The organism is Micromonospora sp. NPDC048905, from assembly GCF_040649655.1.
In the GTDB taxonomy this organism is placed as follows: domain Bacteria; phylum Actinomycetota; class Actinomycetes; order Mycobacteriales; family Micromonosporaceae; genus Micromonospora.
In genome coordinates this window covers 1-16,039 of record NZ_JBEZFV010000025.1, presented here as the reverse complement: position 1 = coordinate 16,039, position 16,039 = coordinate 1, and the positions used below count along the sequence as shown (strand labels likewise).

Below are 16,039 nucleotides of genomic sequence, written 5' to 3'. Positions count from 1 at the left end.
CTGCCTGATGGTCACGCGCCATCGTTCCGAGGCAGCACGAAGCGACCCGCAGTGCGGTGCCACCGGAGAGGACGGACCCCCTGCAGGTGAATGATGACTGAGCCGACCACCCCGAGACGGCGTGGTCCACACGTGGCCACCCTCCGCCACACGTTACCCGGGTTGCTCCGTGATCCACTGGGCACGCTGGTCGGCCTGGCCGACGCGTCGCCCGGGCAGGTCGTCCAGCTGAACCTCGGCACGATCCGGCCGTACCTGGTCACCGAGCCCGCACACGTCCAGTACGTGCTCCGCGACAACGCCGCCAACTACACCCGGGCCGGCGACAGCATGTTGTGGCAGTCGGTCAAGAAGCTCGGCGGTGACGGCATCCTCTCCGAGGGCCCGAAGTGGGAGGCGAGCCGCCGGCGGCTCCAGGTCCACTTCACCCCGAAACGGCTGGACGCCGCGGTGGGCGACCTGAGCGGGGCGATCAGCGATGCGGTCGACGAGCTGAACGTTCCGGCGCGCGACGGCGAACCGGTCGACGCGGCCAGCGAGATCTCCAGGATCATCTGCCAGGCCGTCGTCAGGGTCTTCTTCGGCAACCGGATCAGCGTCGCCGACGCCGTGCGGGTCGTCGCGGAACAGGACACCGTTGCCAACGCACTGCGTTTCCGGCTGCTCACCCCGTTCATGCCGGACGCCGTGCCGATGCCCGGCGACCGCGCCTTCCGGCAGGCGGTCCGGAACATCGACGACATTCTGCTGCCGCTGGTCATTGCCGCGCAAAACCAGGACGACGGCGGCGACGACATGGTCGCGTCGCTGGCCCGGGCCCGGGACGCGCATGGTCGCAAGCTCGACGAACAGCGGGTACGCGACGACCTGGTGTCGACGTTCGCCACCACGACCGAGACCACGTACGTCGTACTCACCTGGCTCTTCCCGCTGCTAGAGCAACGGCCCGACGTGGCCGCGCGGCTCTACGAGGAGATCGATCGTGTGGTCGGCCCCGGCGACGTGATCGACAAGAAGCAGCTCGACGAACTGCGCTACACCCGGATGGTGCTCGACGAACTCCTCCGCGTCTACCCGTCCGGCTGGTTGGTGCCCCGCACCGCGGTCGCTGACGACGTCATCGACGGCACCCGGGTCAAGGCCGGCAGCACGATCATCCTCAGTCCGTACGTGACCCAGCGGTTGGCCCGCTTCTGGGACCGGCCGGAGGTCTTCGAACCGGAACGCTTCGCGCCCGACGCTCCCCGGCGCGCCCACCGGTACGCCTACTACCCGTTCGGTGGCGGCGCCCACCAGTGCATCGGCCAGTACCTCTTCCAGCTTGAGGCGCCACTGATCGTGGCGACCCTGCTCAGCCGATTCCGATACCGGCTCTGCACGCCCGGGATGCCGTCGGCGAAGCTGGCCGCGTCGCTGCGACCAAGGGAACGCGTGCCGCTGCTGCTCACCCCCCATCGACAGCCGGCGCTGGCCTGAATGGTGGCACGATCTCACGTGATCACAGACGAACTACGGCAGGCCGCCGAGCACGGGCGCGTCTGCGCCCTCGCCGCCCAGGGGCAACGCGACCTGCAACGGTGTCTGACGGCTCATCCGGACCTTTTCGCGGAAGGGCCCTTCGACGGCGCGCTGACCAGCACCATCGCGATGGTCACCGCGTTCAGCGCGCCCCGGTGTTCGACCGCCGAGCTGCGACTGACCAATCGGGCGGTGCTCTGGGTCTTCGCGCTGGACTGGCAGGTGGACCGGCTGGCCACGTCCGCCGCCGAGGTCGACCGGCTGGTGCAGGGGCAGCTTCGGGTTGCGGACGGCGCACCGCCGCTGGCCGACGATCCGCTGGGCCGGTTCCTCGCCGTTCTGCACGCCGATCTCGCTGCCGCGCCCGCCTTTGACAGGCTCGGCGGGGCATGGCGGGCGGTGGCGCGTCGAAGCCTGCTGGCCATGCGGCGGGAGTGGCAGTGGAAGACGGCGATGGGCGACGACCTCGCACCGCGGCCCACCCTCGCCGAGTATCTGGACAACGCGGACAACCTGGCCAGCACCCTCGTGAACGTCGTGCAGTGGATCCGGACCGGCGCGGCCGAGACCGAGGCTCAACTCGACCGGCTGGTCGTCGTGAGTGACGCGGTGCAACGCGCCCTCCGGCTGGTCAACGACCTGGGCACCTACGAGCGGGACCTCCGCTGGGGCGACCTGAACGCGATCATGCTGGTGGACGACCGGTCGGTTGTGGAACAGGAGCTGAAGCGCCTGGTCGTGGAGGCGACCGGGCTGCTGGAGGAGTTGCGGGACGACTGCCCCAGGGAGGCGGAGTACCTGACCCAGCAACTCGGCTACACCACCGGCTTCTACCGGAGCACCGACTTCTGGGGAGTGTCGTGAGCACTGGGGCCCTGGTCCAGGACACCGGCGCGGCGAAAGGTCCCGGGCCGGCGGGCGACGTCGACGAGGTGATCGCCGAGCTGAGCCGGCACCCGTCCGGCCGTACCTCCGCGTCGCCGTACGAGACCGCCCGGCTGGTCTCCCTGGCGCCCTGGTTGCCACGACACGCCGACCGGATCCAGTACCTGCTTGCCGGGCAGCGCCCCGACGGCGGCTGGGGCGGGCCGGACGGGTACGCCCTGGTGCCCACCCTGAGCGCGGTGGAGGGGTTGATCGCGGCGTTGCTGCGCGACGAGCCGGTGGGCTGGTCCTCCGTGGCGGTGCACGATGCCGTCGACCGTGGGTTGCGACTGCTGTTCGACCGGGCCGCCGGCCCGGCTACCTGCCCCGTGCCGGACCTGCCGGCCGTGGACCTGATCGTCCCGGCCCTCGTCGACCGGATCGCCGACCAACTCGACGACCCGCCGACACAGTTGGCCCGCTGGCGTGGCGCCGGCGCGCCGCCGATGCCCGCCGGGCTGGATCGGCAGCGGCTCGACCGGGTACGCCAGCTGGTCGGATCCGGTCGGCCGATTCCGCCCAAGCTGCTGCACGCGTTGGAGATCCTCGGACCGGCCGCCCGGAGAGCGGAAGGTGTCACCGCGACCGCCGCCGGCCCGGTCGGCGCCTCGCCGGCCGCCACCGCAGCCTGGCTCGGTGACCCCGACGGTACTCAATCCGCCCCGCTGGACTACCTGATTCGGGTGCTCGGTGAGCACGATGGAGCGGTTCCCTGTGCCACTCCGATCACCGTGTTCGAACGCGGGTGGGCGCTGAGTACCCTGGCGCGCGCCGGTGTGCTCCCGGCGGTGCCACCGGAGCTGGCCGCGGCGCTGCGCGAGGCGCTGGGACCGGACGGGGCGGCCACCGGGCCGGGGCTACCCACCGACGCCGACACGACGGCGGTGACGCTGTACACGCTGGCCCTCCTGGGCCACGCCACCGATCCGACGTGCCTGAGCCGCTTCGACACCGGTGAGCACTTCGGCACCTGGCAGGGCGAGGACGGCTCGTCGGTGACCACGAACGCGCACGTGTTGGAGGCGTTCGGTCGGTGCCTGGGCGGCGACGACCCCGCCGCGGCCCCGGTGCTGCGCCGGCTCACCGGCTGGCTGCTCGACCGGCAACAGCTCGACGGTCGATGGTCGGATCGGTGGCACGCCTCGTCGTACTACGCCACCTACTGCGTCGTGCTGGCGCTTCGGGAGTACGGCGGCCCGTCGGCCCACGCGGCGGTGCAGCGGGCCGTCACCTGGGTGCTCGACAGCCAGCGGGCCGACGGTTCCTGGGGGCGATGGCGTAGCACGCCGGAGGAGACCGCCTACGGACTACTCGTGTTGCTGGCAGCGCCGCCATCACCCAAGATCCAGGCCGCAGGGGTCGTCGCAGCCCGCCGACTGTCCACAATGCAGGACGAGGCCACCGACACTCCACTGTGGCATGACAAGGATCTCTATCATCCAACGGTGATAGTCCGAGCGGCGGTGGCGGCCGCCCGAGCGTCGGCTGCGGCGCGGCTGAGCGGTTCCGCCCATATCTCAGACAGCCGTTGGTCTGCACCGCTTGAGGGAAATTCCGGACACTGCTAGCGTGCGCCGGGCCGGGGGCTGGGCTCATTCAGCCAATCGAAACGGTCGAGGGACGGGTGGGATGGCTTCCCGCAGTGCAAGTTTGCGCACCAAGATTGTGGCCCTGCTGGTCTCGCTCGCCGCGCTCTGGGCGTTCGCGGCCTGGGTGACCCTGCGCGACGGTTTCAACGTGCTCGGTGCGCAGACGCTCGACGCGCAGGTCGCGCAACCAAGTGAGTCGCTGCTCACCGAGCTCCAACGGGAGCGTCGGATGTCGGTGGTCTACCTTGGCCGCCGCGACCAGGGCCTGGCACAGCAGTTGCAGGTGCAGCACGAGCGCAGCGAGGAGAGGGCGACCGCCTTCGCCGAGTCGGCCCGCAGCTGGCGGGCCCGGTTCGCGTCGAGTGACGAGCTGATCGGGCGGATCGACGAGATGGTCGCCCGACTGGACGGACTCGGCGAGATGCGGGCGGCCGTGGTCTCCGGCTCCGTGGACCGGTCCGGCGCGGCCGCGGCGTACACCGGGGTCCTCGACTCGCTGTTCCGGGTGTACGCGGCCATGGGCCAACTCGACGACGAGCAGATCGCCCAGGACACCGTCAACCTCACCCGGCTCGTCCGGGTGCGGGAGCTGATGTCGCAGGAGGACGCCCTCTTCGCCGGGATGGCCGCCGCCGGTCGGGTCAGCACCCCGGAGTACACCCAGTTCGCCCATCTGGTCGGCGCGCAGCGGTTCCTGGTCGCCGAGGCGTTGGCCGAGCTGCCGGACGCCGACCGTGGGCGCTACGTCCAGATGACCGAGGGGCAGGCCTTCACCCGCCTCCGAGCCCTCGAAGATCGGATGGTCACCGGCGGTCGCCCCAACGCGCCGCCGCCGGTCGAGGCCGACGCCTGGCAGGCCGCGATCGATCCCGCCCTGCAGGAGCAGGAAGCCGTCGTCCTGGCCGGTGGTGACGCTCTGGTGAAGCGCGCCACCCCGGTGGCGGTCTGGGTGGTCATCCGGCTGGTGCTCGCCGCCGGTCTCGGTCTGCTCGCCGTCATCGCCTCCATCGTCGTCTCGATCACCACGGCACGGACCCTGTTGCGTCAGTTGGGCCGACTGCGCGACGCCGCCTGGCAGCTCGCCGACGAGCGGCTGCCGCGGGTCGTGGAGCGGCTCGGGCGTGGCGAGGATGTCGACGTGGCCACCGAGGCGCCTCCGCTGGAATTCGGCACCGACGAGATCGGCCAGGTCGGCAAGGCGTTCAACGCGGTCCAGGAGACCGCCCTGCGTACCGCGGTCCAGCAGGCCGACCTGCGTCGCAACGTCCGCGAGGTCTTCCTCAGCCTGGCCCGCCGCACCCAGGCACTCGTGCACCGCCAGCTCACCCTGCTCGACGCGATGGAGCGCCGCGAACACGACGCGGACGAGTTGGAGGACCTCTTCCGGGTCGACCACCTGGCCACCCGGATGCGGCGCAACGCGGAAAACCTGATCGTGCTCTCCGGCTCCACCCCCGGTCGGGCCTGGCGGCGCAACGTCCCGATGGTCGATGTGGTGCGCGGCGCCGTGGCCGAGGTGGAGGACTACACCCGCGTCAACGTGCTGCCGCTCGGCCGGGTCTCGCTCGCCGGCCGCGCGGTCGGCGACATGATCCACCTGCTCGCCGAGTTGATCGAGAACGGCCTCTCGTTCTCCCCACCGCACACCACCGTGGAGGTCCGCGGCCAGGTGGTGGCCAACGGGTTCGCCATCGAGATCGAGGACCGGGGCCTCGGCATGAGCGAGGAGGATCTGGCCGCGGCGAACCACCGCATCGTCGACCAGTCCGAGTTGAACCTCGCCAACGCCACCCGCCTCGGGCTGTACGTGGTGAGCCGGCTGACCGAGCGGCACGGCGTACGGGTGCGGCTCAAGGAGTCCGCGTACGGCGGCACCACCGCGGTCGTGCTGATCCCACTGGAGCTCGTCACCGAGGACACTGTCGGCGTCGAGGACTCGGGCGAGATCCGCTCCGGCTCGGCCATCCCGCTGCCGTCGGGGCCGTCCGGCACCAGTGGCCGCCCCGCCATCCTCGCGCCGGTCGCGGTTGCCGCGTCGACGACCAGCACCCGCGAGACGCCGGAAGCGGTGACCCCGCCGGCACCGGTGTCGGACGAGACGGCCACCCCGGAGGTCGTGGCCGACGAGGGCGGCGGCCTGCCCACCCGGCAGCGGACCGTCCCGATCACCGACAGGTCCGAGCTTTCCACCCGAGCCCGGCGCGTCCCGGGCCTGCAAGCCCTGGAGGCCCCCACGGTGCCCACCGGCCTGCCCGCGGTCGACGGCAACCGATCGACCGAGAGCCGCGACGTGCCGGACGCGGCCAGCGACGGTGGTCCCCAGGCCACCGAGGCCGAGGCGGTCCGGACCGACTCGGGCCTACCCGTCCGCGTCCGACAGGCGAACATCGTCCCCGAGTTGCGGGACGACCCGGCCGCGACCGAGGACGACGACGACCTGGATGCGGTACGCGCCCCGGAGCAGGTGCGCCGAATGATGAGTTCGTACCAGACCGGCACCCGGCGTGGTCGGACCGACGCGGCGCGGCTGCTCGGCGGCACCTCCGGCACCTCGACGGCGTCAACCCCCGAGCAGACCGACGAGGACCCGAAAGCGACCTGACCAAGCGCTGGTTTTCCGCGCGGTGTGACGGTCAACCCGAGACGAGAACGGCGCACAGCCGGGCGAGAAGAGGACGACGAAGTGGTGCAGAAGACGGCTTCGAGTGCCGACCTGACGTGGTTGCTGGATGACCTGGTGGGCCGGGTGAAGCAGGCCGAGCACGCGGTCGCGCTCTCCACCGATGGCCTGTTGATGGCCTCCTCCCAGGGGTTGAGCCGGGACGACGGCGAGCACCTCGCTGCCATGGCGGCCGGCATCCAGAGCCTGGCCCGGGGCGCGGGTAAGCGCTTCGGTGGCGGGCAGGTGCAGCAGACCATCATCGAGATGCAGTCGTCGTTCCTGTTCGTCACCGCGGCCGGCCGTAACGCCTGCCTGGCGGTGCTGGCCAGCGAGGACGCCGACGTCGGGCTGATCGCCTACGAGATGGCGATGCTCGTCACCCGCGTCGGCAAGTACGTCGCGTCGCCGTCCCGCACCGAGCAGCCGGCCGGCGAGAGGTAGCGGTGATGACGGTCCAGGGGGAGTCCGCAGGCCAGCAGTGGGTGGATGACCATGCTGGTCCGGTCGTTCGGCCGTACGCGGTGACGCGCGGACGGGCCCGTCCGATCACCGGCACGTTCGACCTGATCTCCCTGGTCACCGCGACCCGAGCCGAGGTCACACCGGAGATCGGTCTCGGCCCGGAGCACCTGGCGATCGTCGGGCTGTGCCAACGCATACAGTCCGTCGCCGAGATCGCCGCCCATCTCGACCTGCCGGTGGGCACCATCCGGGTGCTCCTCGGTGACCTCGCGGCTCGCAGCCTGGTGCAGGTTCGCGAGCCGCACACCACGGCCGGCCTTCCCGACAACAGCATCTTCGAGGCGGTAATCAATGGACTACGGGCACTCTGACCGGCCGGCGGGAGCGACCCCACTGCCCACCGCGATCAAGATCCTTGTCGCCGGTGGCTTCGGCGTGGGCAAGACGACCATGGTCGGTGCGGTCAGCGAGACCCGGCCGCTGCGCACCGAGGAGGTGCTGACGGAGTCGGGGGTCGGCATCGACGACCTGTCCGGGGTGGAGGGTAAGACCACCACCACCGTGGCCATGGACTTCGGCCGGATCACCATCAGCGACGACCTGGTGCTGTACCTGTTCGGCACGCCCGGCCAGGATCGGTTCTGGTTCGTCTGGGACGAGTTGGCGTTGGGCGCGATCGGCGCGGTGGTGCTGGCCGACACTCGCCGGCTCGCCGACTGCTTCCCGTCGATCGACTACTTCGAGGGCCGGGGCACGCCCTTCGTGGTCGCGGTGAACTGCTTCGAGGGTTCCCGCAAGTACCGGCTCGACGAGGTGCAGGCCGCGCTGAACCTGGACCCGGGGGTGCCGGTGCTGCTCTGCGACGCCCGGCAGCGCGAGTCGAGCAAGGAGGTGCTCGTCACCCTGATGGAGCACGCCATGAAGACCCGCGAGGCTCGCCGCCGCGCCGCCAACGGGAACTGACCGGGTTTCTCGGGGAAGGGTGTCCGGAACGCGGTCGCCCGATCGTCATGCTGGCGACACCCCGAGAGACCAGGGAGCGACCAGATGAAGTACCTGATGTTCGTGTGCAGCGACACCGAGCCGGACACCGACCCCACCGAGTTGCCCGACATCCACAAGTGGGTGGCGGAGAACGACTCTCGTGGCCGCCGCCTGACCGGCAACGTGCTGGCGGCGACCAGCGCGGCCACCACCGTCCGTGTCCGTGACGGCGAGCTGCTCATCTCCGAGGGGCCGTTCGCGGAGACCACCGAGGTGATCGTGGGCTTCGACCTGCTCGACTGCGCCGACCTGGACGAGGCGATCGAGGTGGCGCGCACCCACCCGATGGCCCGTGAAGGGCGACTGGAGCTGCGCCCGTTCGCGGACCTGAGCGACTGACGACGTTGTCCACCTCGCAGCGCCGGCCGGTGCGGATCCAGGCGCCGGCCGGCGCGGCGGCGGCGGAGGCCGTCGCTGCCGCCGGCGTCGAGGCGTACCCCCGGATCGTCGCGACCCTGATCCGGGTGACCGGGGACTGGGCGTTGGCCGAGGACTGCGCCCAGGAGGCGCTGGCCGTCGCCCTGGAACGCTGGCCCGGCGACGGTGTGCCGACCAACCCCGGTGGCTGGCTGATGACCGTGGCCCGTAACCGGGCGCTCGACGTGCTGCGTCGGGCCAGCGTGGAGCGCCGCAAGCTGCACGACCTGGCATTGCTCACGCCGACCGATCCGCAGCCCGAGCCCGAGGTGGGGCAGGACGTGGTGGACGACCGCCTGCGTCTGATCTTCACCTGCTGCCATCCGGCGCTGGCCCTCGACGCCCGGGTGGCGTTGACGTTGCGAACCGTGTGTGGTGTGCCGACGGCGGACATCGCCCGCCTCCTGCTGGTCAGCGAGTCGACGATGACCCGACGGCTGACCCGGGCGCGCACCCGCATCGCGCAGGCCGGCATCCCGTACCGGGTGCCGAGCGGGCCGGCGCTGACCGAGCGGCTGCCCGGCGTCCTCGCCGTGCTGTACCTGCTGTTCACCCGGGGCTACGTCGCCGACGGCGAGCCGGCCTTCGCCGACGAGGCGGTCCGACTGGCCCGGCTCCTCGACCGGCTCATGCCGGAGCAGTCCGAAGTGGCCGCGCTGCTGGCGCTGTTCCTGTTCCAGCACTCCCGCCGCGACGCCCGCCGGGACGCCGCCGGCGCCCTGCTCACCCTGGAGCGGCAGGACCGCGACCGGTGGGACCGCGCCGGCATCGCCGAGGGCCTGGCCGCGCTCGATCGGGTACGCCGCGACGGGCCGTACGCGTGGCAGGCGCGGATCGCCGCTTGCCACGCCACCGCCGTCTCGGCCGACGACACCGACTGGCCGGCGATCGCCCGGGCCTACGACGCGCTCGCCGACATCCGCCCCTCACCGGTGATCGCGCTCAACCGCGCTGTCGCGCACGGCTACGCGTACGGCCCGGCCGTCGGGTTGGACCTGCTCGACGCGGCACACGCCGGGGGAGGGCTGGACGGCAACCCGCTCGCGGTGGCCGTACGGGCCGATCTGGTGGCCCGCCAGGGCGACCGGATACGCGCGGCAACCCTGTTCCGGGAGGCGGCGGCGGCGGTCAGCTCGGCCGCCGAACGCCACGCGCTGCTCAAGCGGGCTGCCGAACTCGCCAGGTAGGACAGGGGGTCAGCCGCGGGGCCCACCTCGCCTCCGCCCTCGCCACGGCGGGCGCGTCGGTGATCGTCAACTACCGCGCCGACGCCGCCGGTGCCGAACGCATCGTCGAGGACATCGTCACCGCAGGCGGGCGCGCGATTCGCCGTCCAAGGCGACGTCGGCCGCCGTGGAGACGTCCGAGCGCCGTTCACCCACCGCCCGAAAGGCATTCGGGGAAATGTTGTGCGCCAGCGGTGGTCAGCGATGACCGGCACCCACCTGTGGTGCGCGCCTGCCGCATCGTGGCCTTTCAGTCCCGCGGTGCGACCCGGATACGGTTCCCGTCGGGATCGGCTGCGAGGAAGGTCAGCCCAAACCCCGCATCATGAGGCTCCTGCAGGATCGTGACCCCCTTGGACCGCCACTGCTTGAAGATCGCGTTGACCTCGTCGGGTCCACCGCCGCCGATGGCCAGGCAAACCTCACTGGTACGTGGGACGTCCGGCGACAGATCCTCGAACTGGCCAGACCACACTGCGAGGTCAGCGCCCGGCCCGAGGTCAAAGGTGATGTATCCCGGAGTCTCGAACGAGGGGCTCAGGTCAAGGAGGTCGCCGTAGAAACGAGCTGCGGCGGGAGCGTCGTTCACGTAGACGATGGACACGAAGGATCTGGTCATGGTTGTTCCTTCTCACTGGTCGTAGGTCTGCATCCACCAGCCTGGCCGGAATATGCGCCGTATCGTGTCGCAATTTCCTGGAAAACTTCGCGTGTGAACCCGGACCGCTTCTTCGCACTGATGCTGCTGCTCGAATCGAGAGATGGCGCAACCACCCAGGAACTTGCCTCGGCGCTCGGGGTTTCCCTCCGAACCATCACCCGGGACCTGAACTGGCTCCGCGACGCCGGTCTGCCGGTGACCGCACACCGGGGCCGCCTCGGCGGCGTGACCATGCTGCCCGGGTCCGGGCTCGATCTCACGCGGCTCACGCCCGGCGAGCATGATCATCTTTCGCTGATCGGGCTAGATGAGAAGCTACGCGCGGAGCTCAACACCTCGGCCGAGAGCCGACGCGCGCTCGCCAAGCTCGCCGCGACACAGTCACGTCGCGTTGATGAGCTCCTGCCGCTCAGCGACGTCGTGCACGTGGACAGCCGTCCCTGGCACCAGACACGAGCTTCCGGCACGAATCCGGCTGCACTGATCGGCGCAGTGCGGCGAGGCCGCCAGCTACGGATCGAGTACGACAGCCCACGCGAGCCATGCCCACGTGACCTGGTCGTGGATTCCTACGGGCTGCTCGCCAAGGCCGGCATCTGGTACCTCGTCGCCGACTGTGCCCGAGTGCCACGGATGTACCGACTCGAACGGATCACCACCTGGCAAGAAGTCGACCAGCCACGACGGCTCCGCGAAAACCAAACCCTGGCCACCGTCGCTGCAGCGCTCATCGATCAGTGGGAACACAGCCACGCGATAGAGGTCAGCGCCACCATCGACCCGACCCAGATCGAGAGAGCGCAACGGATCTTTGGCCTACGACTCGTCCGGGACGACGATGAAGAATCCGCCACCGGCCACAAGGTGACAATCCGCTTCCTGAATCTGGAGGACGTGCGAGCACTACTGCCGTTCGGGAACGCCGTCACTGTGCACGGCCCCACCGAAGCCAGGGCTCACCTCCGGGACCTCGCCACCAACCTCGCCCACCACTACGCGCCGTCACCAATGTCCTGAACAGCAACAGCACCACCTAGTTGTCCTCCTCGCGCTGTCGGCCGAGCAGGAGGGCAAGGGTGCCCCCTGGCCGCTCGTCGTTGGCGGCGCCGCAGCAGTAGCGGGCGCCAGAACCCGTCGGCAAGCTCGGTCGGCCGGATCGCCGCCGCAACACGCCGGGGCTTGACAGGGACACGACCTGAACCGGGCGGCGGGCCCGGCTACCCACCGGCGGCGACAACCCATGCCGCCCGGCGCCACGACCGGGCCGATGGAGGCCGCTGCCGAGTCGAGAGCGAGGAGAAACGCAAGGGCCGCTCCCCGCAAGCGCGGAAAGCGGCCCGTACGCCGGACGTCGGTACGTCAGTTGGCGATCATGCGGCGCAGCACGTACTGCAGGATGCCGCCGTGCCGGTAGTAGTCCGCCTCACCGGGGGTGTCGATCCGCACCACCGCGTCGAACTCCACGCCGGTGTCGGTGCTGACCTGCACCGTGCGCGGGGTGTCCCCGTCGTTGAGGGCGGTCACCCCGGTGATGGTGAACGTCTCCGTGCCGGTGAGACCGAGCGACTCGGCGGTGACGTCGACCGGGAACTGCAACGGCAGCACGCCCATGCCGATCAGGTTGGAGCGGTGGATCCGCTCGTACGACTCGGCGATGACCGCCCGCACACCCAGCAGCATCGTGCCCTTGGCAGCCCAGTCTCGCGACGAACCCGAGCCGTACTCCTTGCCGGCCAGCACGACCAGCGGGATGCCGGCCTCCTGGTAGGCGACGGAGGCGTCGTAGATCGAGGTCTGCTCGCCGGTGAGGTGGTTGACGGTGAAGCCACCCTCCACGCCGGGGACCAGCTGGTTGCGCAGCCGGATGTTGGCGAACGTGCCCCGGATCATCACCTCGTGGTTGCCCCGCCGGGAACCGTACGAGTTGAACTCGTGGCGCGGCACGCCGTGCTCGGCGAGGTACGTGCCGGCCGGAGAGTCGGCCTTGATCGCGCCGGCCGGCGAGATGTGGTCGGTGGTCACCGAGTCACCCAGCTTCGCCAGCACCCGCGCGCCGGCGATGTCCACGACCGGGCTCGGCTCCTGCTGCATGCCCTCGAAGTACGGGGGCTTGCGCACGTAGGTGGAGTCGCTCTCCCAGGCGAAGGTGTCGCCGGTCGGGGTGGGCAGCGACTGCCACCGCTCGTCGCCGGCGAAGACATCGGCGTACGCGGCACTGAACCCGGTCGCGCCGATCGCCTGGGCGATGACGTCCTGGATCTCGGTGCTGTTCGGCCAGATCTCCCGCAGGTAGACCGGGTTGCCCTCGGTGTCCTCACCGATCGGCTCGTTGGCCAGGTCGATGTCCATGGTGCCGGCGAGCGCGTACGCGACCACCAGCGGCGGGGACGCCAGGTAGTTCATCTTGACGTCCGGGTTGATCCGGCCCTCGAAGTTCCGGTTGCCCGACAGCACCGAGACGACCGACAGGTCGTGCTCGTTCACCGCGGCGGACACCTCCTCGGGCAGCGGCCCCGAGTTGCCGATGCAGGTGGTGCAGCCGTAGCCGACCAGGTTGAAGCCGAGCTTGTCCAGGTACGGGGTGAGGCCGGCCCGCTCGTAGTAGTCCATGACGACCTTCGAGCCCGGTGCCAGGGTGGTCTTCACCCACGGCTTGCGGCTCAGGCCCTTGTCGACGGCGTTCCGCGCCAGCAGCGCGGCACCGATCATCACCTGCGGGTTGGACGTGTTGGTGCAGGAGGTGATCGCGGCGATCACCACGGCGCCGTGGTCCAACTCGTACTCGACACCGTCGGCGCCGGTGACCCGTACCGGCTTGCTGGCCCGACCGCCCGCGCCGACCGCCGCGGTCTCCAGGTCACGCGGCTCGTCGGCCGGGTCGCTGAACTCGTTGGCCGGCGGGTCGCTGGCCGGGAAGGACTCGGCGCTGGCCTCGTCGGCCGGGCCGTTGGCACCGCGCGGCAGCTCCTCGCGGGGAACGCCCGGCTTGAAGTCACGCTCGCCGACCGAGTCGTCGGAGACGTAGTCGGTCAGCGCCGAGCGGAACAGCGTCTTGGCGCTGCCCAGCGGCACCCGGTCCTGCGGGCGCTTCGGGCCGGCGAGCGACGGCTCGATGGTGCCGAGGTCCAGCTCCAGGCGCTCCGAGTAGTCCGGCTCGTGGTTCGGGTCGTGCCAGAGGCCCTGCTCCTTGGCGTACGCCTCGACGAGAGCGACCTGCGCGGCGTCGCGACCGGTCAGCTCCAGGTAGCGGACCGTCTCCGCGTCGATCGGGAAGATCGCCACGGTCGAGCCGTACTCCGGGGACATGTTGCCGATGGTGGCCCGGTTGGCCAGCGGTACGGCGCTCACGCCGGGGCCGTAGAACTCGACGAACTTGCCGACCACGCCGTGCTTGCGCAGCATCTCGGTGATGGTCAGCACCAGGTCGGTGGCGGTGGTGCCGGCCGGCATCTCACCGGAGAGCTTGAAGCCCACCACGCGGGGGATCAGCATGCTGACCGGCTGGCCGAGCATCGCGGCCTCGGCCTCGATACCGCCGACGCCCCAGCCCAGCACACCCAGGCCGTTGACCATCGTGGTGTGCGAGTCGGTGCCGACCACGGTGTCCGGGTACGCCTGGCCGCCGCGCTCCATGATGGTGCGGGCCAGGTACTCGATGTTGACCTGGTGCACGATGCCGGTGCCCGGCGGGACGACCTTGAACTCGTTGAACGCGGTCTGGCCCCAGCGCAGGAACTGGTAACGCTCCTTGTTGCGCTCGTACTCCAGCTCCACGTTGCGGGCGAACGCGTCCTCGCGGCCGAACAGGTCGGCGATCACCGAGTGGTCGATGACCAGCTCGGCCGGGGCAAGGGGGTTGACCTTGGTGGCGTCGCCGCCCAGGTCTCGCACCGCCTCGCGCATGGTGGCCAGGTCGACCACGCAGGGCACGCCGGTGAAGTCCTGCATGAGCACCCGCGCCGGGGTGAACTGGATCTCGACGCTCGGGGCGGCGCTGGAGTCCCACGCGCCGAGCTGCTCGATGTGGTCGGCGGTGATGTTCGCGCCGTCCTCGGTCCGCAGCAGGTTCTCCAGCAGGATCTTCAGGCTGTACGGCAGCCGCGCGTGGCCGTCCACCTTGTCAATCTTGAAAATCTCGTAGCTCGCGTCTCCGACGCGTAGCTGGGTCTTCGCACCGAAGGTGTCGAGGCTCGCCACGTCGTACTCCTTCACACCAGCGACCGTAAGTAGTCCTGAGCAGTCTGTCGCACCGGTCGGGGTACCGCCGAGGTTAGGTGACACTTACCGCCCGATCACGCTCTTAACAAAACCGTACGTCCGTCTTGCTATTTGCGCAACCCGAGTGTCGGCCTCCAGCCCACCCTGACCCCTAGCCTCCTAGGACGGTTTGCGGGAGGTGCGGAGGGCCACCGGGCCAGCCGGCCGCGGGTAGGGTTCGAGGCCGGTCGGAGAAGGGGTCAACCGTGTTCGACGTCCAGCACTGGCTCGTGTCGCTGCCACCGATCGCGGTATACCTGCTGGTCGGCGGCGTTATCGGCGTGGAGAGCATGGGCATCCCTCTGCCGGGTGAGATCGTCCTGGTCAGCAGCGCACTGCTCGCCGCCACAGGCGTGGTCGAACCGGAGTGGGTGGCCACCGCCGCGGCCACCGGTGCGATCGTCGGTGACTCCATCGGGTACGCGGTCGGCCGTCGCGGTGGTCGTCCACTGCTGGCCCGACTGGGCCGGCGGTTCCCCCGCCATCTCGGACCCGCCCAACTCGTCCGAGCCGAGCAGAGCTTCGCCCGTTACGGCGTCTGGGCTGTGTTCTTCGGCCGCTTCGTCGCGCTGCTGCGGATCCTGGCCGGCCCGCTCGCCGGGGCACTGCACGTGCCGTACCGGCGATTCCTGCTGGCCAACGCCGCCGGTGGGCTGGTCTGGGCGTTCGGTACCACCTACCTGTTGTTCAGCGTGGGCCGGGCGGCCGAGCACTGGCTCAAGGACATCTCCTGGGCCGGGCTGGTTCTCGCGGTGCTCGCCGGTCTGGCCAGCACCTGGTGGCTGCGCCGACGAGCGCACCGCATCGAGGCGACCGAGCCCGCAGTGGACGCCGAGCCAGCAGTGGACGCCGAGCCAGCAGTGGACGCCGGGCGGGCGGTGGACGCCGAGCCCGCAGTGGACGCCGAGCCAGCAGTGGACGCCGAGCGGGCGGGGGACGCCGAGCCAGCGCGGTCCGTCGGCCCGCCGGCTGGCTGAGTCGCTGGCGGCCGGGACGGCTCATCGTCTTCGGTGCTGCTGGTTGAGGACGCGCTGACGCACATGCCGAAGGGCCGGTCCCCCGTGGTGGGGTCCGGCCCTTCGGTGTAGGCGGTGGTGGTGTGTGTGGGTCAGCTGGTGGCGTAGCCGCGGGTGGCGATCCAGTCGGCGAGGTGCTCGACGGTGATCCAGTAGGAGGCGGTGTTGGGGTCGGCGGAGTCGGCGATCTTGACGGTGGTGCCGTTGTCGCGGTAGCCGACGACGCTGATGTAGTGCCCGCCCTCGTAGGAGTGGGTGACACC

13 protein-coding genes and 1 pseudogene are annotated in these 16,039 nt (G+C 70.5%); 11 read left to right on the top strand and 3 right to left on the bottom strand.

What is annotated here, in order from left to right; translation table 11 throughout:
• The first annotated feature begins 162 nt into the window (after window positions 1-162).
• The 9 genes from AB0C01_RS33585 to AB0C01_RS33545 all read left to right on the top strand — a co-directional run bounded on the left by AB0C01_RS33585 (window position 163) and on the right by AB0C01_RS33545 (window position 9,803).
• Window positions 163-1,476, top strand: a complete 1,314-nt coding sequence (locus tag AB0C01_RS33585; protein ID WP_357248762.1) for a cytochrome P450 — start codon at window positions 163-165, stop codon at window positions 1,474-1,476.
• Between the two features lie 18 nt (window positions 1,477-1,494).
• Window positions 1,495-2,382, top strand: coding sequence for a terpene synthase (locus AB0C01_RS33580; protein WP_357248759.1), 888 nt, complete (start codon window positions 1,495-1,497; stop codon window positions 2,380-2,382).
• Entirely contained in the window at window positions 2,379-4,010 is a 1,632-nt protein-coding gene (locus AB0C01_RS33575) for a prenyltransferase/squalene oxidase repeat-containing protein (RefSeq protein ID WP_357573055.1), read from the top strand. Before AB0C01_RS33580 ends, AB0C01_RS33575 begins: the two co-directional genes overlap by 4 nt.
• A gap of 61 nt (window positions 4,011-4,071) precedes the next feature.
• Window positions 4,072-6,633, top strand: a complete 2,562-nt coding sequence (locus AB0C01_RS33570) for a nitrate- and nitrite sensing domain-containing protein (RefSeq protein WP_357573054.1) — start codon at window positions 4,072-4,074, stop codon at window positions 6,631-6,633.
• A gap of 81 nt (window positions 6,634-6,714) precedes the next feature.
• Window positions 6,715-7,134: a roadblock/LC7 domain-containing protein gene (locus AB0C01_RS33565; protein WP_357248750.1), complete on the top strand. Its 420-nt coding sequence runs from the start codon at window positions 6,715-6,717 to the stop codon at window positions 7,132-7,134.
• Between the two features lie 5 nt (window positions 7,135-7,139).
• Window positions 7,140-7,526: a DUF742 domain-containing protein gene (locus AB0C01_RS33560; protein ID WP_357248747.1), complete on the top strand. Its 387-nt coding sequence runs from the start codon at window positions 7,140-7,142 to the stop codon at window positions 7,524-7,526.
• Window positions 7,507-8,118, top strand: coding sequence for an ATP/GTP-binding protein (locus AB0C01_RS33555; protein WP_357248744.1), 612 nt, complete (start codon window positions 7,507-7,509; stop codon window positions 8,116-8,118). Before AB0C01_RS33560 ends, AB0C01_RS33555 begins: the two co-directional genes overlap by 20 nt.
• A gap of 84 nt (window positions 8,119-8,202) precedes the next feature.
• Window positions 8,203-8,538 (top strand): YciI family protein, encoded by a 336-nt coding sequence (locus AB0C01_RS33550; RefSeq protein WP_357248742.1) that lies wholly within the window; start codon window positions 8,203-8,205, stop codon window positions 8,536-8,538.
• Between the two features lie 5 nt (window positions 8,539-8,543).
• Complete coding sequence (locus tag AB0C01_RS33545) at window positions 8,544-9,803, top strand: sigma-70 family RNA polymerase sigma factor (RefSeq protein ID WP_357573053.1); 1,260 nt, start codon at window positions 8,544-8,546, stop codon at window positions 9,801-9,803.
• A gap of 289 nt (window positions 9,804-10,092) precedes the next feature.
• On the opposite strand, the gene AB0C01_RS33540 is transcribed toward AB0C01_RS33545, so the two are convergent.
• Complete coding sequence (locus AB0C01_RS33540; RefSeq protein WP_357573052.1) at window positions 10,093-10,461, bottom strand: VOC family protein; 369 nt, start codon at window positions 10,459-10,461, stop codon at window positions 10,093-10,095.
• 93 nt (window positions 10,462-10,554) lie between these two features.
• Here AB0C01_RS33540 and AB0C01_RS33535 point away from each other — a divergent pair, with 93 nt between their 5' ends.
• Window positions 10,555-11,520: a WYL domain-containing protein gene (locus AB0C01_RS33535; protein WP_357573051.1), complete on the top strand. Its 966-nt coding sequence runs from the start codon at window positions 10,555-10,557 to the stop codon at window positions 11,518-11,520.
• A gap of 342 nt (window positions 11,521-11,862) precedes the next feature.
• Here the strand turns inward: AB0C01_RS33535 and AB0C01_RS33530 are convergent, their stop codons facing one another.
• A complete protein-coding gene (locus AB0C01_RS33530; RefSeq protein ID WP_357248726.1) occupies window positions 11,863-14,715 on the bottom strand; it encodes an aconitate hydratase in 2,853 nt (950 codons plus the stop codon).
• A gap of 251 nt (window positions 14,716-14,966) precedes the next feature.
• Here AB0C01_RS33530 and AB0C01_RS33525 point away from each other — a divergent pair, with 251 nt between their 5' ends.
• Complete coding sequence (locus AB0C01_RS33525) at window positions 14,967-15,737, top strand: DedA family protein (RefSeq protein WP_357573050.1); 771 nt, start codon at window positions 14,967-14,969, stop codon at window positions 15,735-15,737.
• 131 nt (window positions 15,738-15,868) lie between these two features.
• Here the strand turns inward: AB0C01_RS33525 and AB0C01_RS33520 are convergent.
• A pseudogene (locus AB0C01_RS33520) lies at window positions 15,869-16,039 on the bottom strand (phytochelatin synthase); the annotation flags it as partial.

Bases quoted from the DNA above. Each gene is read 5' to 3' on its own strand.
- AB0C01_RS33570 (WP_357573054.1), top strand. From the start codon at position 4,072: ATGGCTTCCCGCAGTGCAAGTTTGCGCACCAAGATTGTGGCCCTGCTG.
- AB0C01_RS33560 (WP_357248747.1), top strand. From the start codon at position 7,140: ATGACGGTCCAGGGGGAGTCCGCAGGCCAGCAGTGGGTGGATGACCAT.
- AB0C01_RS33555 (WP_357248744.1), top strand. From the start codon at position 7,507: ATGGACTACGGGCACTCTGACCGGCCGGCGGGAGCGACCCCACTGCCC.
- AB0C01_RS33550 (WP_357248742.1), top strand. From the start codon at position 8,203: ATGAAGTACCTGATGTTCGTGTGCAGCGACACCGAGCCGGACACCGAC.
- AB0C01_RS33540 (WP_357573052.1), bottom strand. From the start codon at position 10,461: ATGACCAGATCCTTCGTGTCCATCGTCTACGTGAACGACGCTCCCGCC.